Here is a 21,247-nt window from a genome sequence, read left to right as displayed (position 1 = left end):
GGCGGGCGCCGAGGGCCCTCAGGCGTGGGGGCGCGGCGTGAGGAACGGCCGCGTCGGCGTGACGTCGGGGTCGGCGAGCACGGCTTCGGCCATCGCGGTCACCGGGCCCGGCAGGTCCGGGACGACCGGAGTGACCTCGGGGAGCGCCGCGGCGGCGCGGGTCTTGCGGCGCTGGCGCAGCACACCCAGCGTCATGCCGACGATGCCGAGCGCGACCGCGACCAGCCCGACGGGGCCGAGCAGGCCGAAGGTCTCCGCGTTGCTGTCGGCTCGCGCGGTCGTCGTGACGGCGGCGAACGCGCTGCCGCCGGCCAGCAGCAGGCCGGCCGGGACGAGCGCGACCACCACGGCCGCGCGGGAACCGCGCAGGGTGGACCGCAACAGGGTTCGACCTGGGTTGCGCACCGGAGTGCCTCCCGCGAGTACGCCCACCCATCCGAGTGAGACGTTGCGTGCTACTGGTCAAAAAACTACCGAGCGTGTCAAGGCCTGTCGGTCCTGATCAACTCGAAGCGAGGGTAGCGCTCATTCCGTAATACGCCTCGAGCACCCCCAGGGTTCACTCGCGCCACCCGGCTGGGTGAATCGACTACTACGCGAAGTAGTGCGTGCTCGGAGTGTGTCCGGGCCAGGCCTAGCGGGGGAAATCGATGGCGTAGGTCGCGGTGACCGGCGCGTGGTCGGACCACCGCTGGTCGTAGGCGGCTGCCCGCTCGACCACCACATCGACGACCGTCTCGGCGAGGCCGGGTGTCGCGAGCTGGCAGTCGATGCGCCAGCCGGAGTCGTTGTCGAAGGCCTGACCCCGGTAGGACCACCAGGTGTACGGGCCGGGTCCCTCCGGGTCGACGCGGCGCTGGACGTCGGTGTAGCCCGCCTCGGCGTAGACGCGGCCGAGCCAGGCGCGTTCCTCGGGCAGGAAGCCGGAGTTCTTGCGGTTGCCGCGCCAGTTCTTGAGGTCGACGGTGTCGTAGGCGATGTTCCAGTCCCCGGCGACGACGGCCTCCCGCCCGGCCGCGGCGGCCTTCGCCCGCAGCTCGACCAGGTACGGCAGGAACGCGTCCATGAAGCGCTCCTTTTCGGCTTGGCGTTCGGTGCCGACGTCCCCGCTGGGCAGGTAGAGGCTCGCGACGACGACGTTCGGCAGGTGCACCTCCAGGTATCGCCCGCTGTCTTCGAATTCGGGCTCCCCGAAGCCGACGCGCACCTCTTCGGGCTCCACGCGGCTGTAGACGGCGACACCGTTGCGCCCCTTGACGGCCGAGGGCGCGTGCACCGAGAACCACCCCTCGGGCTCGACGACCTCGGCGGGCAGCTGACTGGCTTCGGCCCGGACCTCCTGGCAGGCGACGACGTCGGCCTTCGTGGCGGCGAGCCACTCGACGAAGCCCTTTTTGGCGGCGGCGCGGAGGCCGTTGACGTTCACGGTGGAGACGGTCAGCACGCGCTGCACGCTACCGGCCGGACCGGGGCGGGCGCGGGGTGCTCTGCCAGACTGCCGCGATGGGCGGTGGGGCGAGCCGGTTGACCGTGCTGGGCAGCTGCGGGGCGTGGCCGGAGCCCGGCCGGTCCTGCGCCGGGTTCCTGCTCGAGCACCACGGTTTCCGGGTGGTTCTCGACCTCGGGTACGGCACCGCCCCGCGGCTGTTCACCCACTGCGGCGACGGGCTGCCCGACGCGGTCGTCGTGACGCACGAGCACCCCGACCACTGCACCGACGTGAGCGCGCTCGGGCGGGCGTGGCACTACCGCGTCCAGGCCGGCTCGCCCACGGCACGGTTGCCCCTGCACTGCACGCCGGGCACGATCCGCCGGCTCGAGGCGCTGGAGCCCCGGCCACACCCGACGACGCTGTTCGAGGTGCACGACCTCGGCCTCGCCGAGCCGGCCGACGTCGGGCCGTTCCGCTTGACGCCGTACGCGCTCCCGCACCACCAGCCGAACTTCGGAGTGCGGCTGACGGCGCCCGGGCTGACGGTGGCGTACACGGGCGACACGGGACCGTCGCCGGCACTGGCCGACCTCGGCCGCGACGCGGGCCTGTTCATCTGCGACGCCACCCTCCGCACCCCACCCCCGGAGGGCGAGCCCCGCTACCTGATGACGGCGGCGGAGGCGGGCCACTGGGCGGAGAAGGCCGCAGCGCGCCGGCTCCTGCTGACCCACTTCTGGCCGGGCACCGACCGGACGGCGGCCGCCGAGGAGGCCCGCAGGGGCTTTGGTGGAGAGGTTCTGGTCGCGGACGAGGACCTCGTGGTCAAGCTCTGACACCCGCTTGACCGCGGTCGATGGGCACGGCCGGGCTGCTGGATCTCGGCCACGGCAGGTCTCGGACAGCGAGGCTCGCTCGGCGGAGGGGGCCGCTCGCGGAAGGCTTCCCTAGCTGGTCCGCTGGGCGCTGCGGGCCCTCGGCGGCCAGACCGGCCTCGCCAGCCGCCCGAGTCGCCGACCCTTGCCAGTCACCCGCGCCGCGTCCGGTGCCGGCCCACGACTGCGCTGCCCGCCCGGCTTCCGGAACACCCACCCACCGACGATCTCCCCTCGCGCTCCGACCCCCGTCCGAGCGCGGTCCCCAGGGCGATCCCGGCCGGGTGTCCGCTCGCCACCCGAGCCCGTCCGGCCCGCGAGACTCCCCCTGGAGACCCCGCGGACACTCCGGCTCATGCCGCGCATTCAGTTGTCGCCCGCCCCCGGACGTCCCCCTCCTTCCTGGCGACTCCACGCCGCCCACCTGCGGTTTTCGACGTGATCAGTTCTAGCACCCACCACCGACAAAAAACGCGCCTCAACGCCAGAAGCGACGACCGATAGCTCTACGAGCACGTCAAGGATCGCCGGCGGCTGATCGACCTACGTGTCGTCCGGGAAATGGCCGGAACTCTCCGCGCCCGAAACGCGACCTGCCCGGCGTGGAGGACCTCAGCAGGCGGAGCCGGCGACCGGCTGGGTGAACTCGGCCGCCACCCACTTGGCGTCGGCCACCTTGCGGAAGCCGTTCTGCACGCCCGGCATGGCGTCGAACTGGGCGTCGCGCAGGTACTTGCCGACGATCTTCGCGTGGCCGTCGGCCGCTTCGCGGGCGTTCAGGACGTCCGCGGTCACCGTCACCTTGCAGCCGGTGGCCGACGCGCCGGAGGCCTGCTTTTCCGTGTTCATGGCGTAGACGATGACGACCAGGATGAGCGCGCCCAAGATGAGCAGAGTCTTCTTCGACATGCTTTCCTCCAACCCCGCGGACCCGTCCCCCCGCCAAGGGTAGGCAATCCTTTACCCGGACGGCAGTGCCGGACGTCGCAACCACCCGGAGGCGCCAGCGACGTCACACGGTGTGATCAAGCGAAAGCCCCCTCCCCGGCGAACCGGGAAGGGGCGTCCACCACGAAAAAACTCAGCCCTGGGCGATCTTCTTCGCCAGGTTGTCGTCCAGCGTCGCGAGGAACTCCTCGGTCGTCTGCCACGGCTGGTCCTTGCTGATCAGCAGGGCCAGGTCCTTCGTCATCTGGCCGCTCTCGACGGTCTCGACGACGACCTGCTCCAGCGTGTTCGCGAAGCCGATCAGCTCCTGGTGGCCGTCCAGCTTGCCGCGGTGCTCGAGGCCGCGGGTCCAGGCGTAGATCGACGCGATCGGGTTGGTCGACGTCGGCTTGCCCTGCTGGTGCTGGCGGTAGTGCCGGGTGACCGTGCCGTGCGCGGCCTCGGCTTCGACGGTCCGGCCGTCCGGGGTGCGCAGCACCGACGTCATCAGGCCGAGCGAGCCGAAGCCCTGCGCGACCGTGTCGGACTGGACGTCACCGTCGTAGTTCTTGCACGCCCAGACGTAGCCGCCCTCCCACTTCATCGCCGCGGCGACCATGTCGTCGATCAGGCGGTGCTCGTAGGAGATGCCCTTGGCGTCGAAGTCGGCCTTGAACTCGTTCTGGAAGATCTCCTCGAACACGTCCTTGAACTGGCCGTCGTAGGCCTTGAGGATGGTGTTCTTGGTGGAGAGGTAGACCGGCAGGCCGCGGTCGAGGCCGTACTGCAGCGACGCGCGCGCGAAGTCCTCGATCGACTTCTTGAAGTTGTACATCCCCATGGCGACGCCGCCGCCCTCGGGGAACTGCGCGACCTGAAACTCCATCGGCTCGGAGCCGTCGTCCGGCGTGTAGGTCACGGTCAGCTTGCCCGGGCCCGGGACCTTGAAGTTGGTCGCCTTGTACTGGTCGCCGTGGGCGTGGCGGCCGATGATGATCGGCTTCGTCCACGTCGGCACCAGCCGCGGGATGTTCTGGATGACGATCGGCTCGCGGAAGATGACCCCGCCGAGGATGTTGCGGATGGTGCCGTTGGGCGACAGCCACATCTTCTTGAGGCCGAACTCCTCGACCCGCGCCTCGTCCGGGGTGATCGTGGCGCACTTGACGCCGACGCCGTGCTTCTTGATGGCGTTCGCGGAGTCGATGGTGACCTGGTCGTCGGTGCGGTCCCGCTCCTCGATGCCCAGGTCGTAGTAGTCCAGGTTCACGTCCAGGTACGGGTGGATCAGCTTGTCCTTGATGAACTGCCAGATAATGCGGGTCATCTCATCGCCGTCGAGTTCGACGACGGTGCCCTGGACCTTGATCTTGGCCATGAGCAGCGGTGCTCCTTCCGCGGATCTTCGCGTTGCTTCATACGTCTCGCCGGTAGCGGTACAAGCGTACTGCTTGACCGAGCTGGATGGTTCCAGTAGTGGTCGGCATCAAGTCTCCACCCGCCCGTTGTGGCCGGGATCACCGGGCGCGAACCCGCCGGTCAGCCGATCCGACCGCTCGCCGAGCGAGGATCGCTTTCGGGCGTGAACCAGGGAACGATGCCACCCGTGCATCCATCGTGCGGGAGGTGACGGCCATGTCGACCCATCGGTACGCCGACTTCGAAGACGACTACGAGAACGACTACCAGGACTCCGGCGACCCCGACGTGCTCGACGAGCGGCCGCGCCGCGGCGCCGCACACGTCGTCAGCGCACTCGGCGGCCTCGTGCTGACGCCGGTCGCGCTGGGCCTGCTGAGCTGGGGCGGGCTGCGCCAGCAGCAGCTGATCCAGGCCACGCTGAGCACCAACCGCGATCCCCTCGGCATCGCGCTGCTGGCCGGCGGCGCGATCCTGCTGCTGGTCGTCGCCGCGCTCGGCGCCCTGTCGGCCGTCGGCCCGATCCTCGGCGGCCTGATCTACGGCGTGCTGCCCGGCGTCGCCGCGATGGCCGTGCCCGAGTGGGGGTTCCGCCTGGTCAACCTGATGCCGAAGAGCGACATCGCCTACGGCGTCATGGACTTCCTCTTCATCGGCGGCCTGCTCGGCGTGGGCTTCCTGCTGGTCGGCAGCGGGCTGGCCAACGCGCTGGTCCGGCGGCGCCGCGAAGGCTGACGCCCGCCGGTGGCATCATCGGGCGATGGGACTGTTCACCGTCGCGGAAGCTCGCGACGAACTGGCACGGCTGCGGCCGGTCCTCGACGAACTCGTGCGCGTCCGCGCCGACGCCGCCGAGCTCGCCGCATCGCTGCGGCCGGGCGGCCGGGCCACCGAGCTGGGCGGGCTGCCCGAGTGGAAAGCCGCACAGGCGCGCCTCGACGACCTGATGACGACCGTGCAGCGCACCGGCGCCGAGCTCAAGGGGTTCGCGCCGCTGCTGGTCGACTTCCCGGCCGAACTGGACGGCACCGACGTCCTCCTGTGCTGGCTCGAAGGCGACCGGGAGCTGAGCTGGTACCACCGCACGGACCTCGGTTTCGCGGGCCGTCGTCCGCTGAAAACCGCTGGTGACGCCCGCTAGGTTGGGGTCCGTGGACCACGACGTGAGGGCCGCCGTCTTCGACGGCACCGCCGAGCACTACGACGAAGACACCCTCCACGCCCGGGTGGCGGAAGCACTGGTCGAGCCGCTGCGCGAGGGCCCGGAGCTGGTCCTCGACGTCGCCACGGGGACCGGCTTCGCGGCGTACGCGGCGCTGCGGCTGAAGCCGGCACGCGTGCTGGCTGTCGACCTGTCGCCGGAGATGCTGGCGCGCGCCGAGGCCAAGGTGGACCTCGACCCCGAGCGGCGGATCACCTGGCGCACCGCGCCCGCCGTGCCGATGCCGGTCGAGGACCGCTCAGCCGACGTCGTGCTGTGCGCGTCCTCGCTGCACTTCCTGGGGGCCGCGGCGTTCCCGGACTGGCTCCGCGTCCTGCGCCCGGGCGGGCAGCTGGCGTTCTCGGTGGTGTCCAGAGCCCGGTTCCGGCCTTCGGGACCGTTCGCGGAACTGGTGCCCGACGACCTGGAGTTCCCGCACGACGAGGCCGAGGCCGCGGCACTGGCCTCGTCGGCGGGCTTCGTGGACGCGTCAGCGCGGACGTTCACCGCCGACGACGGCGAGCGGGTCCGCAGCGTCTTCCTGGTGCACGCGACAGCTCCGTGACTCAGGCGGTGAAGTGCACCTGACCGCGCGTCGCCGGGCCGTCCGGGGCGCCGCAGCGCTGGACGAACGTCACGTCCACGCCCGAGGCGTCGAGCCGGTCGATCGTGAAGTCGGCGTAGGCGTCGCTGCACCCGAAGTTGCCGCTGACCACGAAGACGCCCGGCGTGGGCAACGCCGGGTCACTCTGGCCGCGGAACCGCGCACCCGGGTACGTCCCGGTGTGCAGCGTCTCCCCCGCCGGAGCGCTCAGCTCGATGCGCAGGTCCTTGAAACCCGACTGGACGTCGATCTTCAGCCGGCCGTCGTACTCCCACACGGCGATCTCGTCCCCCGGCGCCGCGTAGTGGGCGCTGCCCTGCAGCGGCCAGGCGCCGTCCTCCGACGTGTAGTCGACGGTCTGCAGCGAGTCCGCCGAGGCGACCGGGACGAGCGCCAAGCCCAGCCCGGCCGCCGCCGTCAGGACCACACACGCACGACGAAGTGAATCCACGAAACCTCCCCAGTCCGAGCCGCCCTCCGCGGCACTGCCGATCATGCTGGCAGCTCACCCGGGCGAGGGATAGAGGAGTTCTACTCAGCGGTGCAGCGAGGCGCCCTTGAGGATCTTGTCCACGGCGTTCTTCGGCCCGTGCACGGCCATCCCGGCCAGCGCCAGCTTCTCCCCCGGCACCGCGCGGACCGCCGCCCGGTTGTCGGCGTCGTTGCCGGTGTGGAACAGCTCGTCGGTGAAGATCGAGAACCGCAGCCCGCGGCCGAGGGCCCGCGCGTGCGCCGCGGTCAGCACGTCCGCCGTCCCGGAAAAGACCATGATCGGCTGGCCGAACATCGGCAGGTACTCCGTGCCATCGGCGTCGGCGTACGGCTCGCCCATCAGCTCCGGGGTCACGTGGGCGATGCCGCTGACCAGGAACGCGGTGACGTTCAGCCGCTGCCAGGACGCCAGGTCGTCGCGGAGCAGGACGGCGATCTTCGTGTCGAAGGAACTCATGCCCCGAAGACTCGCCCGGCGGCCACCGGTACGTCTTGTACGTTCTTGACATGGCGCAGGTCGAAGCGTGGCGGCCGGCGGTCCCGGGGATCGCCGAGGTCTTCCACGCGCGCTTCACCACGCACGCCTACCCGCTGCACACGCACGACACGTGGACGCTGCTGATCGTCGACGACGGCGTCATCCGCTACGACCTCGACCGCCACCACCACGGCGCGCTCGGCGCGGCCGTGACGCTGCTGCCGCCGAACGTCGCCCACGACGGTCGCGCCGCGACCAGCCACGGCTTCCGCAAGCGCGTGCTCTACCTGGACACGCCGGTGCTGGGCGAGGACCTCATCGGCGCGGCGGTCGACCAGCCGAGCGTCGCCGACGGGCTGCTGCGCACCCGCATCCACCAGCTCCACGAGTCCCTCGCCGAGCCCGGTGACGCGCTCGAGGCCGAGAGCCGGCTCGTGCTCGTCGCCGACCGCCTGCGCACCCACCTGGGGAAGCCGGCGTCGCACGAGCCGAAGCGAGGCCTCGCCGACGACCTCCGGGACCTGCTCGACGCGCGCCTGCCGGAAGCGCTGACGCTGGCCGAAGCGGGCGAGACACTCGGCGCGCACCCCGCGTACCTCGTCCGCTGCTTCGGGACCCGGTTCGGCCTGCCACCGCACCGGTACCTGACCGGCCGCCGGGTGGACCGGGCCCGCCGCCTGCTGCTCGACGGCACCCCGGCCGCCGAGGTCGCGGCCGCGGCCGGGTTCACCGACCAGGCCCACCTCACGCGGCACTTCAAGCGGTACCTGGGCACGACGCCGTCTCGCTACGCGAAAACCCGGTGAGGATCGGCGGCCTGCGGTTCGCGGTCACCGTCCTCACCGGCACGACAGCGCTCCGGATCGCGGCGACGGCCCTGGTCGTCGCCCATTTGCCGGGGAAGCAGGCTGTGTCAAGATGACGGCATGCTGCGCGAACTGCACCTGACCGGCGACCCGGCGGCGGACAGGCTGCTGAACGACGACCCGTTCGCCCTGCTCGTCGGGATGCTCCTGGACCAGCAGTACCCCATGGAGCACGCCTTCGCCGGCCCGCGGAAGATCGCCGACCGGATGGACGGGTTCTCCCTGGCGAAGATCGCCGCGACGGACGTCGAGGAGTTCGTCGAGCTGTGCGTGGTCCCGCCGGCGATCCACCGCTACGGCGGTTCGATGGCCCGCCGCGTGCACGCGCTGGCGCAGCACATCATCGAGACCTACGACGGCCGCACGGAAGGCATCTGGCTCGACGGCCGCCCGAAGCCGGACGGCCCCGAAGTCCTGAAGCGGCTGCGCGCCCTGCCTGGCTTCGGAGAGCAGAAGGCCAAGATCTTCCTCGCCCTGCTGGGGAAGCAGCGCGGCATCCAGCCGAAGGGCTGGCGCGAGGCGGCCGGCGCGTACGGCGACCGCGGCGCGCGCCGGTCGATCGCCGACGTCACGAGCGCCGAAACCCTCGCCCAGGTCCGCGCGTTCAAGAAGGCCGCCAAAGCGGCGGCCAATCCCGGCTAACGCACCCAGACGCAGAGGTTGATCATTCCGTTCACCATATATCCGCCGTAGGAGCACCCACTGCTTCTCGCCGGCCTCACCCACGTGAGTAGCGAGTCACGCGTCGTGAGACGTCACTCGGCTACCCAAGAGGGGCAACTCTCATTGTTGTATACACCCGTTCAACAACGGATTGTCAATACTTGGGTTACACAAAGAGTCACGATACACTGATGCTCTGGTCACATCGACGAGAGGCTCCGCGTGAAGTCGATAGCGCTCTTCAACAACAAGGGCGGCGTAAGCAAGACGACAACAACGTTCAACCTTGGCTGGATCCTTGCCGAACGAGGACACCGAGTGATCGTCGTAGACGCCGACCCCCAGTGCAACCTTACCGGAATGGTTATGGGTTTCAGTGGGATGGAAGCACTAGAAGACTTCTACTCCAGAGACGACAGCCGAAATATCAAAAGCGCGCTTCAGCCGGTTTTCGAGTCGCGACCAAAAGAATTATCTCCCGTGGACTGCGTCGAGGTCCCCGCGAGGCCCGGCCTATTTTTGATGCCTGGCCATATCCAATTGGCCGAGTATGAAGTGCAACTCGGAATCTCCCAAGAGCTCAGTGGAAGCATACAAGCGCTCCAAAACATACCCGGCAGTTTTACTCATCTTTTTCGCATCACTGCAGAAAAACTGAATGCCGAGTATGTCATCGTCGACCTCAGCCCCGGGCTAGGTTCAATAAATCAAAATCTTGTCACAACAGCAGACTACCTCATCGTCCCAACCTCGCCGGACGTATTCTCTGTAATGGCCGTTGAGTCCCTTGCGCGCGTCCTGCCTCGTTGGCTTCGCTGGGCGCAGCGCGCCGCCGAGACGGAGATGTTCCGCGAGGCGGACTACCCGTTCCCCAAGCCAAACCTCAAACTACTCGGCGCACTGATTCAGCGTTATAACCTCAAGGCAAAGAAGCCGACACGGGCGTTCCAGGAGTACTTCGATGAGCTAAGCACGGTACTCGCCGACAAGCTTAAGCCAGCACTCGCCTCGTGTGGCATGCTTCTACCAGAGGCCAAGTACCTGGAAGCCGACCTGGAATCCGACTTGCGCTTGTCGTCGATCTCCGATTTCAACTCTTTGATCGCAGTATCACAGAAGCAACAAAAACCAGTATTCTCCCTTGACCATCACGATGTCAGGCGCGGTGGCAACCTCTGGGAGAACACGAAGCGGAGCATTGACTCCTTCCATGAGACGTTCAATGAGATGGCCCACAAGATTGAAGTTCTTACGGCGTGAATCACCGACCATACCAGAATTTCGTCAGGGAGATCACTCGCGCAAGAGACCTCGCCGGCCTTGGCGAGACTCTCCGCAAAATGGTCGGCCCATCACTAGAATGCGACGATCTCCTCCGGTCTGCGGTCGTATTTGCCATCAGCGCTCTTGACTACTACATTCACGACTTGGTCCTAGAATGCCTAGTCGATGTTTTCCGAGGGAATCGGAATCGCGCCAAGGGCTTCGAACTGCTACAACTGCCAGCAAGTTTCTCGTACGACCTATCTGCCACATCATCACCTTACGAGAAGGAGTTGCTGTATCGTCAGACAATCAGCGAGTCACTGTCGCGAAAGACCTACCAGCGTGCAGACGACATAGCCAGCGGACTGAAGCTGATATGCGACACTCCTTTTTGGTCAGGAACCTACGGCAGGGGATCGACGTGCGAGTCAGCGAAGAGAGAACTAAACCTAATAGCAACTCGGCGAAATAAGATTGTTCACGAAGCTGATCTTGCAGACTCAACCTTAGGCGAAAAATGGCCAATTGACAACGCAATGGTCACTGAAGCAATGGACCACATCTCGCACGTATCTTCGAACATAAATCAGTTCGCTGAAAACGTCTAGGCCTCGTTTTCCTATCGCCGCGCAGATTCCGTTACATTCGAATTTGAGTCGGCTAACGCACCCACACGCGCAGCGGGCCCAGGCACTCGGCGCCGCGGTCCAGCGCGGTCCGCAGCGCGTCGCCGTGTTCGTAGCCGACCACCGGGAGGCCCGGGAACGCCGCGGCCACCGCCGCCACCGCGCCGGGCCAGGCGCGGCCCGGTCCCGAGAAGTTGGACAGCCCCACCACGCCGTCGCCGCGGTGCGCGACGACCACCGCCGGGCCGCGGGACAACACCGCCACCGAGTCGTCGACCGGGAAGCCGTGGCCGCTCGCCCGCCGCCAGCCCGGCTCGGGCACCCCGGGCCCGCACGCGATCCACGTCGCCTCGAACAGCACCGAGAACCCCGGCAGGTCCAGGTTCGCGAAGCTGTCCTTCACCGAACACCCCGCGGAGCCGTCGACGAACGGGAGGATGTCGGCGGCGGTGGCGTCCGGGGTCAGCGTCACGGCGTCCGGGTAGTACTCCGGAGTGCGGAAGCGGCTCGTCCAAGCGCGCGAACCCCAGTGCCCGCCGCCGGCCACCAGGGCGCACCACGCCGCGTTCTCCGCCGCCGCGGCTCGTCGACCGTCCACTTCGGAACACTCGCACGCCACCCGTTCGCAGGCCTACCCGGCACCCGGTTCCGCTCCTACCCTGGACCTGGAGGTGAAGCCCATGCACGCCGGAGTAGGAGACGAAATCCAGGTGCACGGCCGGACGGTCGGGTCGGCCGAGCGGCGCGGCGAGATCCTCGAAGTCCGTGGTCCCGACGGCGCACCGCCCTACCTGGTGCGGTTCGCCGACGGGCACGAAGGGCTCGTCTACCCCGGGCCCGACTGCGAGGTCCTGACCCGCGCCGACTAACCGACCGCGACCTGTTCCCGAGGCTCGCGGACCCGCCCCCACGCCGAGCCCACCAGCAGCAGGGCGACGAGGGTCAGCGCGGCCGCGACCTCGGGCAGCAGCAGCGGGCCGCCCGAAGCGAGCACCGCTCCCCCGACCACGCCGGACAGGCCGACGCCGAGGTAGATCGCGGACGCGTTGAGCGAGAGCACCAGGCCGGCGTGGCCCGGCGACAGCTCGATCAGGCGGTGCTGCACCGGCGGGTTGAACGACCACGTCGCCAGCCCCCAGACGAACAGCGAGACGCCGGCCGCGACCGGTGTCACCGTCGTCAGCGGCAGCAACGCCATCACGGCGGTGATCGCCACCGTGACCACGAGCAGCGGCGCCCGGGAGCCCCAGCGGTCGGTCGCGCGGCCGCCGGCGAAGTTGCCGATCGCGCCGCCGACGCCGTAGCAGAAGAGCAGGACCGTGACGGTCGTGCCGTGGACGCCCGCCGTCGCGGCCAGCAGCGGCGAGACGAACGTGTAGACCATGAACGCGGCCAGGCAGGCGAGCACGGTCGTGGCCAGCATGACGAGCACGCGCGGGTCGCGGCCCGCGGCGAACCGCTCGGCGAGGCCCACCCGCGGCGGCGCGGCGACCTTCGGCAGCGCGAACCGCACGGCCAGCGCACTCACCAGCGAGAACGCGGCGACGAGCGCGAACGCCGGCCGGTAGCCGAGGTGCTGCGAGATGAGGCTCCCGAGCGGGACGCCGAAGATGAGCGCCACCGTCAGGCCGCCGAACACCAGCGCGACGGCGCGGCCCCGGCGTTCGGGTGCGGTCAGCTCGGCCGCCACGGCGCTCGCCGCCGGCGTGAACACCGCGGCGCCGACCGCGGTCACCACCCGGGCGACCAGCAGGGAGCCGTAGCCGGGCGCGAGCGCGGCGAACAGGTTGCCGGCGCCGGTGACGGCGAGCGCGGCGACCAGCAGCGTGCGGCGTTCCCAGGTGCCGGTGGCGGCGGCGAACAGCGGCGAGCCGATCGCGTACGCGATGGCGAAGGCGGTGACCAGCTGCGCCGCGGCCGTGGCCGAGACGTGCAGCTCGCCGGTCAGCGCGGGCAGCAGCCCGGCGACGATGTAACCGCTGGTCCCGACGCCGAAGGCGCCGAAGGCGAGGACCGAGATCCTCGAAGGAGCAGGTGCGGACATGGGCTGAGCCCCCAAGCGAAGCAGGGATTGGTTCGACGAACGTCGTAGTTCGACAGCCACCGTACTACGACCCGCCCCACAATTTCGACCGGCGTCGTACAATGGCCACATGGCCAAGCACGGGACCCTGCCGCCGCTCTACTACCCGGCACGGGAGGAGATCACGGTCGAAGGCGTGCTCCGCGCCCTCGCCGACCCGGTGCGGCTGGCCATCGTCCGCCAGCTCGCGGCGACCGATCAGGAGATTTCGTGCAGCGGCCTGACCGTGCCGGTGACGAAGTCCACAATCACCCACCACCTGAGCATCCTCCGCCAGGCCGGGGTCGTCGCCGGCCGTCAGGAAGGCACCACGCGGTTCAACTCGTTGCGCCGCAACGATCTCGACGCCCTGTTCCCGGGCCTGCTGGCCGGCGTCCTGGCCGCTCCCCGCTGATCTTCGCGTTACGGTGTGGATCGTCACCCGATATCGGGATGACAACCGCCCCCCTCGCTTGTTGGACTAGGACGTAGGCAGCTCACGGCACTGGGGCCATCGGCTGCCTTTCTTTATGACCCCGTACTGAACCGATCCAGAGATCGGCTGAGTAATCGTTTACCCACCTGGAAGGAGTGCCGTGCCCGTCGCGCTGCTCGCGCTCGCCATCGGAGCTTTCGGCATCGGGACCACCGAGTTCGTCATGATGGGCGTGCTGCCCCAGGCGGCCGCCGACTTCGGCGTCGACATCCCGACCGCCGGCCACCTCATCTCCGCCTACGCCCTCGGCGTCGTCGTCGGCGCCCCGCTGCTCACCGCGGTCGCCGTCCGGCTGCCGCGCAAGACCATGCTGCTGGCCATGATGGGCCTGTTCACGGTGGGCAACGCCCTCTTCGCGCTGTCGCCCAACCAGGAGTTCGGCGTCGCGTTCCGGTTCCTCGCCGGCCTGCCCCACGGCGCGTTCTTCGGCGCCGGGGCCGTCGTCGCCTCCAGCCTCGTCGGCCACGGCGAACGCGCCAAGGCCGTCTCGATGATGTTCCTCGGCCTGACCCTGGCGAACGTCATCGGCGTGCCGCTGGGCACGCTGCTCGGCCAGCAGGTCGGCTGGCGCGCCACCTTCGGCGTCGTCGCCGTGATCGGGCTGGTCGCCATCGCGGCCATCGCCAAGCTGGTGCCGCACCAGGGCAAGCCCGCCGCCGGAGCGTCGCTGCGCAACGAGCTCGGCGCGTTCAAGCGGCCGCAGGTGCACCTCGCGCTGGCCATCGTCACGTTCGGGCTGGGCGGCGTGTTCGCCTGCCTGTCCTACATCACGCCGATGCTGACCGACGTCGCCGGCTACTCGCCGGCCAACGTCACCCTCCTGCTGTCGCTGGCCGGGGTCGGCATGACGATCGGCAACCTGCTCGGCGGCCGGCTGGCCGACCGCGCGCTGATGCCGAGCCTGTACATCGCGCTGCTGGCGCTGGCGTCGGTGCTGGGCATCTTCACGATCACCGCCCAGGGCAAGGTCGGCGCGGCGATCACGATCTTCTTCGTCGGCGTCGCCGGGTTCATGATCGGCCCGATGATGCAGGCGCGGATCATGGAGAAGGCGGGCGGCACTCCGTCCCTGGTGTCGGCCGCCGTCCAGTCCGCGTTCAACATCGCCAACTCGATCGGGGCCTACCTCGGCGGGCTGGTCATCGCCGGCGGCCTCGGCCTGGTCGCCCCCAACTGGGTCGGCGCCCTGCTGGCAGTCTTCGGCCTCACGCTGGCCGTCGTCTCCGGCACTTTGGACCGTCGCGAGGCGAAGGCCGAACGCCGCGAACTCGCCCTCGCATCCTGACAGTCACTGCCAAAAGGGGCACTTTCACGTGAAAGTGCCCCTTTTGGCGTCCTGCTAAGGGGAGCCGAGGGGGCCACCGATGATCGTCAAGGCGACGTACAGCACCGCGGCCGCCAGCGAAGTGAACGTCACGACGTCCACGAGCTTGCCGCGGATGGCCAGGAGGCCCGCCTTGGCCGTCGGCAGCGCCGCCCGCAACGCCGCGGCGAGCAGCAGCGCGGCGCCGATCAGCGCCGCGCCCTCCCGCCAGTGGTACTGGAAGATCCGCAGCGCCGCGACGGCCACCACCAGCAGCACCGCCGCGAACGGCAGCTGGGTGAACCGGGACGACCGGTGACCGGACACCTCCTGCCGGTCCTCGGTCATCGTCATCGGCCCGCGACCGAGCGCTCCGCCGCTTCGACGACGTTGCTCACCAGCATCGCGCGGGTCATCGGGCCGACACCGCCCGGGTTCGGCGAGATCCAGCCGGCCACCTCGGCGACTCCCGGGTGGACGTCGCCGGTGAGCTTGCCGTCCACATGGGACACACCGACGTCGAGCACCGCGGCGCCCGGCGCCACCATGTCCGGTGTGATGATCCCCGGCACGCCGGCCGCGGCGACCACGACGTCGGCGCGGCGGACCTCGGCGGCCAGGTCGCGGGTCCCGGTGTGGCACAGCGTCACGGTGGCGTTCTCGCTGCGGCGGGTCAGCAGCAGGCCCAGCGTGCGGCCGACGGTGATGCCGCGGCCGACGACGGTGACGCGCGCGCCGTTCAGCTCGACGCCGTGGCGCTTGAGCAGCTCGATGATCCCGTACGGCGTGCACGGCAGCGCGCCCCGCTGGCCCAGCACGAGCCGGCCGAGGCTGACCGGCGCGAGGCCGTCGGCGTCCTTCTCCGGGTCGATCCGCTCGAGCACGCGGTTCGCGTCGAGGTGCTTCGGCAGCGGCAGCTGCACGATGTAGCCGTGGCAGGCCGGATCGGCGTTCAGCTCGTCGATGACGGCTTCGAGCTTCTCCTGGGTGATGTCGGCGGGCAGGTCGCGCCGGATCGAGTTGACCCCGATCTTGCCGCTGTCGGCGTGCTTCATCCGCACGTACGAGTGCGATCCCGGGTCGTCGCCGACCAGGACGGTGCCGAGGCCGGGCGTCACCCCCTTCGCGGCGAGGGCCGCGACGCGGGGCTCGAGCTCCGCGAAAATGGCGTTCTTGGTGGCCTTGCCGTCGAGAATCTTCGCCGTCACGCGCCCCATTCTGGCAAAGGGACCCCCGCGCGTCGCTTCCAGGCGCGGCCGGTCGCGGCCCGTAGACTGATCGCTACCCCACACGGTCCAATCGCGACGGTGCCCGCGATCAAGCTGTGACCTACCGCACGTCGCATCACCCGAGGTCAGACCCGGTGCCACCGGGTGACCGGGCGGCAAAACCCACATGCGGGGTGCACTCGCGCGCGCGAGCAGTCAAAATGTGCGGGTGGCACAACCGACGACGCAGCTGAACGCGACCGAGCAGGACACCCTGGTCAAGCAGATCGGACTTGCCCTGCTGCGTGCCGCCCCGCGCGACTGGCGCAAGGTCACCGCGGAGTACCGAGCCGTCGGCAGGTACCACGAGCTGACCGGCGAGATCGTCACCGAGGACGGCACGGTGCACGAATGGCTCGCCACCCACGACATCGCGACCCTGTTCGGCAGGCTGCGCGGCGGCATGTACCGCGACGGCCGCGGAACGTGGTTCAACGCGCGCTACCAGCTCGATCACCCGTCCAGCTACAACCTCGAGTACAACCGCGACGAACCGGTGTGGAACCTCGCGCCGCCGCCGCAGGCCTACTCCGACGAGCTGCGGATGTTCCCGCGCACCGAGGAGAACGTGCCCGAGTGGCTGATCCGGCGGATGTCCGGGCTGGGCCCGGAGCAGCCGGGGCCGCACTTCCGGATCGCCCGGATCTTCGACACCGTCGGCCCGGCGGGCCGGCCGGTGATCAACCGCCCCGACCTCGAGGTCGAGGAGCAGGACCGGCTGCTGGAGTACCTGGAGCACGCGCCGCTGGTGGTGCCCGAGCGCGGCTACGACATCGACCGGCTGGCCGCGACGCCGGAAGCGACCGTCCCGGTCGCCTTCCACAGCGACGGCCAGTGGATCTGGCCCGCCGCCGTCAACTTCTACCTCCACAAGTACGGCGTTTCGCCCGAACCGGACCTGGTCGAGCACGTCCGCAAGGTGGGCTTCACGCTGCCGCCGGTGGACGAGCCGACGCTGCAGGCCGCGGCCGCGTACCTGACCCGGGGCAGCCAGCCGCCGCCGCAGCAGCGCCCGGCCGGGCCGCCGCCGCAGGGTCCGCCCCCGCAGGGCGCGCCGCAGCCCCCGATGCCGCCGCAGCAGCAGGTGCCCGCGGGCCCGCCGCCCGTCGCGCCCCCGCCTGTGGCGCCGCCGCCGCAGCACCAGGAGCCGCCCGCGCCGGTGGAGGTACCGCCCGCGGCGCACGCCCCGGCCGGACCGGAGGCTCCGGCCGAAGAGCACGAGTACGCCGAAGAGGGCTACGACGAGCAAGAGTTCGACGACCGCTTCGCCGAGGAAGACCACCAGTACGGCGAAGAGGGGTACGCCGAGCAGCCCGAGCACGCGGCCGGGACGAACGGCTCGGCGCCGGAGCCGGGCCGGGTGCCCGACCTCGAGGAGACCGCGGAGTACGTCCCCGACCAGCCGATCGGGCAGGAGCAGCAGCCGCCACACGACGGCGAGCCGTTCCAGCCCGCAGCGGCCGCCGAGGAGGAGCCGTCACACGCGGCGTTCGACCCCGGCCCGGCCGGACACGACGACGAGGCGGGACACGCCTTCGACACCGGCCAGGCGGACGACGAGCCGTCGCACGCGGCGTTCCAGCCGCGGCACGAGGACGAGCACGCCTACCAGGCACCCGGCCAACCGCAGCGCGACGACCAGCACGCCTTCCAGGCGCCCGGCCAACCGCCGGTGCACGACGACGAGCACGCGTTCCACGCTCCGGGGCAACCGCGACACGACGACCAGGACGCGTACCAGGCACCCGGCCAGCCGCAGCGCAATGACCAGCACGCCTTCCAGGCCCCTGGCCAGCCGCAGCGCGACGACCAGCACGCCTACCAGGCCCCCGGCCAGCCGCAGCGCGACGACCAGCACGCCTTCCAAGCGCCCGGCCAACCGCTGGTGCACGAGGACGAACACGCCTACCAGGCACCCGGCCAACCGTCGCGACACGACGACGAACACGCCTACCAAGCCCCCGGCCAGCCGCCGCAGCGCGACGACGAGCACGCCTTCCAGCCGCCGCGCCGCGACGATGAGCCGTCGCACGCGGCGTTCCAGCCGCGGCACGAGGACGAGCACGCCTTCCAGGCCCCGGGCCGGCCCGGCCGGGCCGAAGACGAGCCCGTGTTCCAGCCGCCTCGGCGTGAGCAGCCCGCGTTCGACCCCGGGCCGCCGACCATGATCACCCAGCCCGAGGTGCCCGGCGTGCTGCCGGTGCCGGAGGCGCCGTCCGCCCAGCCCGTGGCCCAGGCGGAGCCGCCCTCGCCGCCGCGTCCGGGTCGCCGGGCGCTGCGCCGGGAGACCCCGGACCACCCGGTGCTCGCCGGCCTGCAGGCCAAGCTCGACGAGCTCGACGTCCCCGAAAGCGGCTACAAGCTGGGCGAACCCGCCGAGCACGGGTGGAGCGTCGAAGAGGTCGATGGCGGCTGGCGCGTCGGCTGGTACGACGGCAAGCTCAGCAACCCGGCGGTCTTCGGCGACGCCGAGGACGCGGCCGCGTTCATGCTCGGCAAGGTGCTGCTCAACCCGGAGGGCCACCTGCCCCCCCAAGAGCCGCCCGCGCCGGAGCCCGAACCCGAGCCCGAACCGGAACCGGCGCCGCAGCGGGTCGTCGCGACGGTGTCGCCCGAGATCGCGACCGGCTCGTACCCGGTCCGCAAACCCGAGCCGGTGCCGCCGCAGGAGCAGACGGCCTTCACCAGCGCCGAAGAGCTCTTCGGCGACCTCGAGGACGACGAGCCGCCGGCTCCCCCGCGTCCGCCCGCGCCGGTGCCCGCCGGGCCGGGACCCCAGGCCGGTCCGCCGCCCCGGCGCGAACCGCCGTCGGCACCGACCGTCCTGGCGGCCCCGGTGCCGCCGGGTGCCCCGCCGGTGCCGCCGCCCGGTCCGGCCGCCCCGCCCGTGCCGCCGCGCCGGGAGGAGCCGGCCCGCCCGGCCGTCAACGGTGGCGGGGGCGGTGGCCAGCAGCAGTGGCCGATCGGCCCGCTGGCCGGTGAGCCGCCGCTGACGCTGTTCCGCGGCAAGGAGCTGCGCGAGCTGCCCGCGGGCAGCGAGCTGGACCGCTTCGGCGGCCCGAACGGCAACCTGACGTACGCGGCGGGCACGCCGTTCGCCGAGCGGTCGCTGGTGCCGGAGTGGGTCAACCGCCCGTACCACGTCTACCGGGTGCAGCGGCCCCTGGAGACGCTGGCCGGTGTCGCGATCCCGTGGTTCAACCAGCCGGGCGGCGGGTCGGCGTACCTGCTGCCGGCGTCGATCGAGGAACTGCTGGCCGAGGGCGACCTGATCGAGCTCGACCCGGGTGAACCCCCGATCGACTGAGTGCCGCGAAGGCCCCGGCAGCGCGCTGCCGGGGCCTTCGACGTTTCAGCGGACGATCAGACCGTGCGCGGCGGCGAAGGCGATCGCCGTTTCGACGTCGACCTCCGCGCCCCTCAGGTCGGCCTGCACCAGGGCGTTCGCGTCGAGCCGCGCGCCGCGCAGGTCGGCGCCTTCGAGCTTCGCGCCCTGCAGCCGGGCACCGGTCAAATCGCTGCCACGCAGGTCGGCGCCGGTGAGGTCGGCTTCCATCAGGTTGGCTTCCCGCAGCCGCAGGCCTGAGAGCCCGAGCTTGCGCAGCCTCGCCCTCGACAGCGACGCCAGGGAGAGATCGCATTCGGTGAGCGCGATCCCGCCGAACCCGCTTTCGGTGAACGACGTGCCCAGCAGCGAGCACGCCGTCCAGCGGCTTTCGGCGAGCACGGTGCGGTCGAAGGTGCACGAGCGGAACGCCGACGCGTCGTGCCGGGAGCGCGACAGGTCGGCGCGGCTGAACACGCAGTCGTCGAAGGTGCAGCCGCGCGTCCGCAGCCCGCTCAGGTCCGCGCCGGTGAAGTCGCAGCCGGTGAACCGCCGCTTTTCCCACCACTGCCCCGACAACACCGCTTCGCGGTAGTCCTCCCCGGTCTCCAGCACGGCCCCAGGGTGTCACACCGGCGGCCAGGGCCTCGCGCGGCGCCGGGTCTCCTCGCTGGAGCCGCACGAAGCCGGGCAGGCCGCTGCATACTGGGGCGATGGGAGTTCCGCTGCGGCCGGTGGCGGCGCGGTCGGTGTACCGCGAAGTGGCACCGCCCCCCGCCCTCGCGGACGTGCTCGCCTGCGGCTGGCACGGGCGCACCGGCTGGGCGCGGCCGCTGCGTGTCCTCCCCGACGGCTGCGCGGACCTCGTCTGGGACGGCGACGCGCTCACGGTCGTCGTCACCGTCGGCGCTCCGCTGCGGCTGTGGGTCCCGGCGTCGGCGTCCCGCGTCGGGGTGCGGCTGCGCTGCGGTGCCGCGGCCGCGGTCCTCGGATGCTCGATGGCGGAACTGCCCGCCGTGACGAGGCTGGGCGACCTCTGGGGCGCCGCCGCCCGGCTCGCCGAGGAACAGCTCGCGGCCGCCGATCCCCGGGCACAGCGCGGGATTCTCGAAGCCCTCGTCGCCCGCCGCGGCGGGGCACCGGACCGGCGGGTGCTGGCCGCCGTCCACGCACTCGGCACGGCCGCGCGGACGTCCGGGGTCGCCGTGGGGCTCAGCGAACGCGCGTTGCGGCGGCACTTCGTCCACGCCGTCGGCGCCGGGCCGAAGCAGCTGCACCGCGTCCACCGGTTCCAGCGGTTCCTGCGCCTGCTCGAGCCCCTCGCGGCCGGGCAGGCCTCGTTGGCCGTCGTCGCCGCCGGACTCGGGTACGCCGACCAGTCCCACCTCGGCCGTGAGTGCCGCCGGCTCTCCGGCTCCTCCCCCGCCGCGCTCGTGCGGGTGGCCGAAAAGTTCCAGACAGCCGCGCCGCCCGCACGCCACGATCGTGCCCATGTTCCGAGTCACCATCGCGGTGCGCGCTGACGACCTCGACACCAACGGCCACGTCCGCGGCCCGGCCTACCTCGCCTACGCCGACCACGCGCGCTGGGTGTGCGTCCGGGAAGCCGGCATCGACCCGGCCGAGCTGGCCGCGCGCCGGATCGGCCCGGTCAACCTGGAGACGACCGTGCGGTTCCACCGCGAGCTCGTCCCGGGCAGCGAGGTCACGGTCAGCTGCGAATTCTCCTACGGCGACGGCAAAACCTCGCGGGTCCGGCAGGAGTTCCACGCCCCGGACGGGACGCTCGTCGCCACGGTGTCGTCGGTGTCGGGTCTGCTGGACCTCGACCGGCGGCGGCTGCTGCCCGGCCCCGGCGAGTACTGGCGCGAGCTGGCCACGCGTCCCGAACTCCTCGGCCTGGACCCGAAAACCGGATGAGATCCCCGGTGTCAATCACTACCG

Annotated in this window: 25 protein-coding genes; 14 read left to right on the top strand and 11 right to left on the bottom strand. The window is 70.7% G+C overall.

Going from position 1 to position 21,247, the window contains the following annotated elements; genetic code table 11:
- Positions 1-18 precede the first annotated feature (18 nt).
- Complete coding sequence (locus DV20_RS30495) at positions 19-381, bottom strand: hypothetical protein (protein ID WP_043786376.1); 363 nt, start codon at positions 379-381, stop codon at positions 19-21.
- 253 nt (positions 382-634) lie between these two features.
- On the bottom strand, positions 635-1,453 hold the full coding sequence (locus tag DV20_RS30490) for an exodeoxyribonuclease III (protein WP_043786375.1): 819 nt from the start codon (positions 1,451-1,453) through the stop codon (positions 635-637).
- A 50-nt stretch (positions 1,454-1,503) separates the two neighbouring features.
- Between DV20_RS30490 and DV20_RS30485 the strand changes: the two genes are divergently transcribed.
- Positions 1,504-2,268: an MBL fold metallo-hydrolase gene (locus tag DV20_RS30485; protein WP_043786374.1), complete on the top strand. Its 765-nt coding sequence runs from the start codon at positions 1,504-1,506 to the stop codon at positions 2,266-2,268.
- 651 nt (positions 2,269-2,919) lie between these two features.
- Here DV20_RS30485 and DV20_RS30480 read toward each other — a convergent pair.
- The gene (locus DV20_RS30480; RefSeq protein WP_043786373.1) at positions 2,920-3,216 is read right to left on the bottom strand and encodes a hypothetical protein; all 297 of its coding nucleotides are present in this window, start codon (positions 3,214-3,216) and stop codon (positions 2,920-2,922) included.
- Positions 3,217-3,388: 172 nt separating this feature from the next.
- Entirely contained in the window at positions 3,389-4,612 is a 1,224-nt protein-coding gene (locus DV20_RS30475; RefSeq protein ID WP_043786372.1) for an NADP-dependent isocitrate dehydrogenase, read from the bottom strand.
- A 257-nt stretch (positions 4,613-4,869) separates the two neighbouring features.
- On the opposite strand from DV20_RS30475, the gene DV20_RS30470 reads away from it, so the two are divergent.
- Genes DV20_RS30470 through DV20_RS30460 form a run of 3 tightly spaced genes read left to right on the top strand, consistent with a single transcriptional unit; the run spans position 4,870 to position 6,419 of the window.
- Positions 4,870-5,388, top strand: coding sequence for a hypothetical protein (locus DV20_RS30470; RefSeq protein ID WP_043786371.1), 519 nt, complete (start codon positions 4,870-4,872; stop codon positions 5,386-5,388).
- A gap of 25 nt (positions 5,389-5,413) precedes the next feature.
- A complete protein-coding gene (locus tag DV20_RS30465; protein WP_043786370.1) occupies positions 5,414-5,794 on the top strand; it encodes a DUF2203 domain-containing protein in 381 nt (126 codons plus the stop codon).
- A 10-nt stretch (positions 5,795-5,804) separates the two neighbouring features.
- Positions 5,805-6,419 (top strand): class I SAM-dependent methyltransferase, encoded by a 615-nt coding sequence (locus tag DV20_RS30460; protein WP_043786570.1) that lies wholly within the window; start codon positions 5,805-5,807, stop codon positions 6,417-6,419.
- A 1-nt stretch (position 6,420) separates the two neighbouring features.
- Here DV20_RS30460 and DV20_RS30455 read toward each other — a convergent pair whose 3' ends face one another.
- Both DV20_RS30455 and DV20_RS30450 read right to left on the bottom strand, forming a co-directional pair.
- Complete coding sequence (locus DV20_RS30455; protein ID WP_235191016.1) at positions 6,421-6,954, bottom strand: hypothetical protein; 534 nt, start codon at positions 6,952-6,954, stop codon at positions 6,421-6,423.
- 39 nt (positions 6,955-6,993) lie between these two features.
- The gene (locus DV20_RS30450) at positions 6,994-7,407 is read right to left on the bottom strand and encodes a DUF2000 domain-containing protein (RefSeq protein WP_043786368.1); all 414 of its coding nucleotides are present in this window, start codon (positions 7,405-7,407) and stop codon (positions 6,994-6,996) included.
- Positions 7,408-7,457: 50 nt separating this feature from the next.
- Between DV20_RS30450 and DV20_RS30445 the strand changes: the two genes are divergently transcribed.
- From DV20_RS30445 to DV20_RS47355, 4 genes are all read left to right on the top strand, one after another.
- Positions 7,458-8,234, top strand: a complete 777-nt coding sequence (locus tag DV20_RS30445; protein ID WP_043786367.1) for a helix-turn-helix domain-containing protein — start codon at positions 7,458-7,460, stop codon at positions 8,232-8,234.
- Between the two features lie 120 nt (positions 8,235-8,354).
- Positions 8,355-8,936 (top strand): HhH-GPD-type base excision DNA repair protein, encoded by a 582-nt coding sequence (locus DV20_RS30440; RefSeq protein WP_043786366.1) that lies wholly within the window; start codon positions 8,355-8,357, stop codon positions 8,934-8,936.
- 243 nt (positions 8,937-9,179) lie between these two features.
- Entirely contained in the window at positions 9,180-10,217 is a 1,038-nt protein-coding gene (locus DV20_RS30435; protein ID WP_051736202.1) for a ParA family protein, read from the top strand.
- Positions 10,218-10,297: 80 nt separating this feature from the next.
- Positions 10,298-10,831, top strand: a complete 534-nt coding sequence (locus tag DV20_RS47355) for a HEPN domain-containing protein (protein WP_407638361.1) — start codon at positions 10,298-10,300, stop codon at positions 10,829-10,831.
- 52 nt (positions 10,832-10,883) lie between these two features.
- Here the strand turns inward: DV20_RS47355 and DV20_RS30430 are convergent, their stop codons facing one another.
- Positions 10,884-11,447 carry a hypothetical protein gene (locus DV20_RS30430; protein WP_043786363.1) on the bottom strand — a complete coding sequence of 188 codons (564 nt, stop codon included), beginning with the start codon at positions 11,445-11,447 and terminating at the stop codon, positions 10,884-10,886.
- Positions 11,448-11,529: 82 nt separating this feature from the next.
- Between DV20_RS30430 and DV20_RS30425 the strand changes: the two genes are divergently transcribed.
- Complete coding sequence (locus DV20_RS30425; protein WP_043786362.1) at positions 11,530-11,718, top strand: DUF1918 domain-containing protein; 189 nt, start codon at positions 11,530-11,532, stop codon at positions 11,716-11,718.
- Here the strand turns inward: DV20_RS30425 and DV20_RS30420 are convergent.
- Positions 11,715-12,893: an MFS transporter gene (locus DV20_RS30420; RefSeq protein ID WP_043786361.1), complete on the bottom strand. Its 1,179-nt coding sequence runs from the start codon at positions 12,891-12,893 to the stop codon at positions 11,715-11,717. The genes DV20_RS30425 and DV20_RS30420 overlap by 4 nt on opposite strands.
- A gap of 109 nt (positions 12,894-13,002) precedes the next feature.
- Between DV20_RS30420 and DV20_RS30415 the strand changes: the two genes are divergently transcribed.
- Positions 13,003-13,326, top strand: a complete 324-nt coding sequence (locus tag DV20_RS30415; RefSeq protein ID WP_043786360.1) for an ArsR/SmtB family transcription factor — start codon at positions 13,003-13,005, stop codon at positions 13,324-13,326.
- 181 nt (positions 13,327-13,507) lie between these two features.
- Positions 13,508-14,692: an MFS transporter gene (locus tag DV20_RS30410; RefSeq protein ID WP_043786359.1), complete on the top strand. Its 1,185-nt coding sequence runs from the start codon at positions 13,508-13,510 to the stop codon at positions 14,690-14,692.
- Between the two features lie 54 nt (positions 14,693-14,746).
- On the opposite strand, the gene DV20_RS30405 is transcribed toward DV20_RS30410, so the two are convergent.
- On the bottom strand, positions 14,747-15,064 hold the full coding sequence (locus DV20_RS30405; protein ID WP_043786358.1) for a DUF3017 domain-containing protein: 318 nt from the start codon (positions 15,062-15,064) through the stop codon (positions 14,747-14,749).
- A complete protein-coding gene (locus tag DV20_RS30400; RefSeq protein ID WP_043786569.1) occupies positions 15,061-15,918 on the bottom strand; it encodes a bifunctional methylenetetrahydrofolate dehydrogenase/methenyltetrahydrofolate cyclohydrolase in 858 nt (285 codons plus the stop codon). Before DV20_RS30400 ends, DV20_RS30405 begins: the two co-directional genes overlap by 4 nt.
- A 223-nt stretch (positions 15,919-16,141) precedes the next feature.
- Between DV20_RS30400 and DV20_RS30395 the strand changes: the two genes are divergently transcribed.
- On the top strand, positions 16,142-19,285 hold the full coding sequence (locus tag DV20_RS30395; protein ID WP_043786357.1) for a glycohydrolase toxin TNT-related protein: 3,144 nt from the start codon (positions 16,142-16,144) through the stop codon (positions 19,283-19,285).
- Positions 19,286-19,330: 45 nt separating this feature from the next.
- Here DV20_RS30395 and DV20_RS30390 read toward each other — a convergent pair whose 3' ends face one another.
- Positions 19,331-19,918 (bottom strand): pentapeptide repeat-containing protein, encoded by a 588-nt coding sequence (locus DV20_RS30390; protein WP_043786356.1) that lies wholly within the window; start codon positions 19,916-19,918, stop codon positions 19,331-19,333.
- A gap of 98 nt (positions 19,919-20,016) precedes the next feature.
- Here DV20_RS30390 and DV20_RS30385 point away from each other — a divergent pair, with 98 nt between their 5' ends.
- Positions 20,017-20,826: a helix-turn-helix domain-containing protein gene (locus tag DV20_RS30385; RefSeq protein WP_063607838.1), complete on the top strand. Its 810-nt coding sequence runs from the start codon at positions 20,017-20,019 to the stop codon at positions 20,824-20,826.
- The gene (locus tag DV20_RS30380; protein WP_043786568.1) at positions 20,795-21,223 is read left to right on the top strand and encodes an acyl-CoA thioesterase; all 429 of its coding nucleotides are present in this window, start codon (positions 20,795-20,797) and stop codon (positions 21,221-21,223) included. Before DV20_RS30385 ends, DV20_RS30380 begins: the two co-directional genes overlap by 32 nt.
- The last annotated feature ends 24 nt before the right edge of the window (positions 21,224-21,247 follow it).

It is taken from the genome of Amycolatopsis rifamycinica (genome assembly GCF_000695625.1).
GTDB classification, from domain to species: domain Bacteria; phylum Actinomycetota; class Actinomycetes; order Mycobacteriales; family Pseudonocardiaceae; genus Amycolatopsis; species Amycolatopsis rifamycinica.
This window is presented reverse-complemented; position numbering and strand designations above follow the sequence as displayed.

Excerpts from the sequence above, each read along its gene's own strand:
- DV20_RS47355 (WP_407638361.1), top strand. The coding sequence starts at position 10,298 with ATGGTCGGCCCATCACTAGAATGCGACGATCTCCTCCGGTCTGCGGTC.
- DV20_RS30485 (WP_043786374.1), top strand. The coding sequence starts at position 1,504 with ATGGGCGGTGGGGCGAGCCGGTTGACCGTGCTGGGCAGCTGCGGGGCG.
- DV20_RS30470 (WP_043786371.1), top strand. The coding sequence starts at position 4,870 with ATGTCGACCCATCGGTACGCCGACTTCGAAGACGACTACGAGAACGAC.
- DV20_RS30440 (WP_043786366.1), top strand. The coding sequence starts at position 8,355 with ATGCTGCGCGAACTGCACCTGACCGGCGACCCGGCGGCGGACAGGCTG.
- DV20_RS30380 (WP_043786568.1), top strand. The coding sequence starts at position 20,795 with ATGTTCCGAGTCACCATCGCGGTGCGCGCTGACGACCTCGACACCAAC.
- DV20_RS30425 (WP_043786362.1), top strand. The coding sequence starts at position 11,530 with ATGCACGCCGGAGTAGGAGACGAAATCCAGGTGCACGGCCGGACGGTC.
- DV20_RS30405 (WP_043786358.1), bottom strand. The coding sequence starts at position 15,064 with ATGACGATGACCGAGGACCGGCAGGAGGTGTCCGGTCACCGGTCGTCC.
- DV20_RS30415 (WP_043786360.1), top strand. The coding sequence starts at position 13,003 with ATGGCCAAGCACGGGACCCTGCCGCCGCTCTACTACCCGGCACGGGAG.
- DV20_RS30480 (WP_043786373.1), bottom strand. The coding sequence starts at position 3,216 with ATGTCGAAGAAGACTCTGCTCATCTTGGGCGCGCTCATCCTGGTCGTC.
- DV20_RS30385 (WP_063607838.1), top strand. The coding sequence starts at position 20,017 with ATGGGAGTTCCGCTGCGGCCGGTGGCGGCGCGGTCGGTGTACCGCGAA.
- DV20_RS30445 (WP_043786367.1), top strand. The coding sequence starts at position 7,458 with ATGGCGCAGGTCGAAGCGTGGCGGCCGGCGGTCCCGGGGATCGCCGAG.
- DV20_RS30455 (WP_235191016.1), bottom strand. The coding sequence starts at position 6,954 with ATGATCGGCAGTGCCGCGGAGGGCGGCTCGGACTGGGGAGGTTTCGTG.
- DV20_RS30475 (WP_043786372.1), bottom strand. The coding sequence starts at position 4,612 with ATGGCCAAGATCAAGGTCCAGGGCACCGTCGTCGAACTCGACGGCGAT.
- DV20_RS30450 (WP_043786368.1), bottom strand. The coding sequence starts at position 7,407 with ATGAGTTCCTTCGACACGAAGATCGCCGTCCTGCTCCGCGACGACCTG.
- DV20_RS30420 (WP_043786361.1), bottom strand. The coding sequence starts at position 12,893 with ATGTCCGCACCTGCTCCTTCGAGGATCTCGGTCCTCGCCTTCGGCGCC.
- DV20_RS30465 (WP_043786370.1), top strand. The coding sequence starts at position 5,414 with ATGGGACTGTTCACCGTCGCGGAAGCTCGCGACGAACTGGCACGGCTG.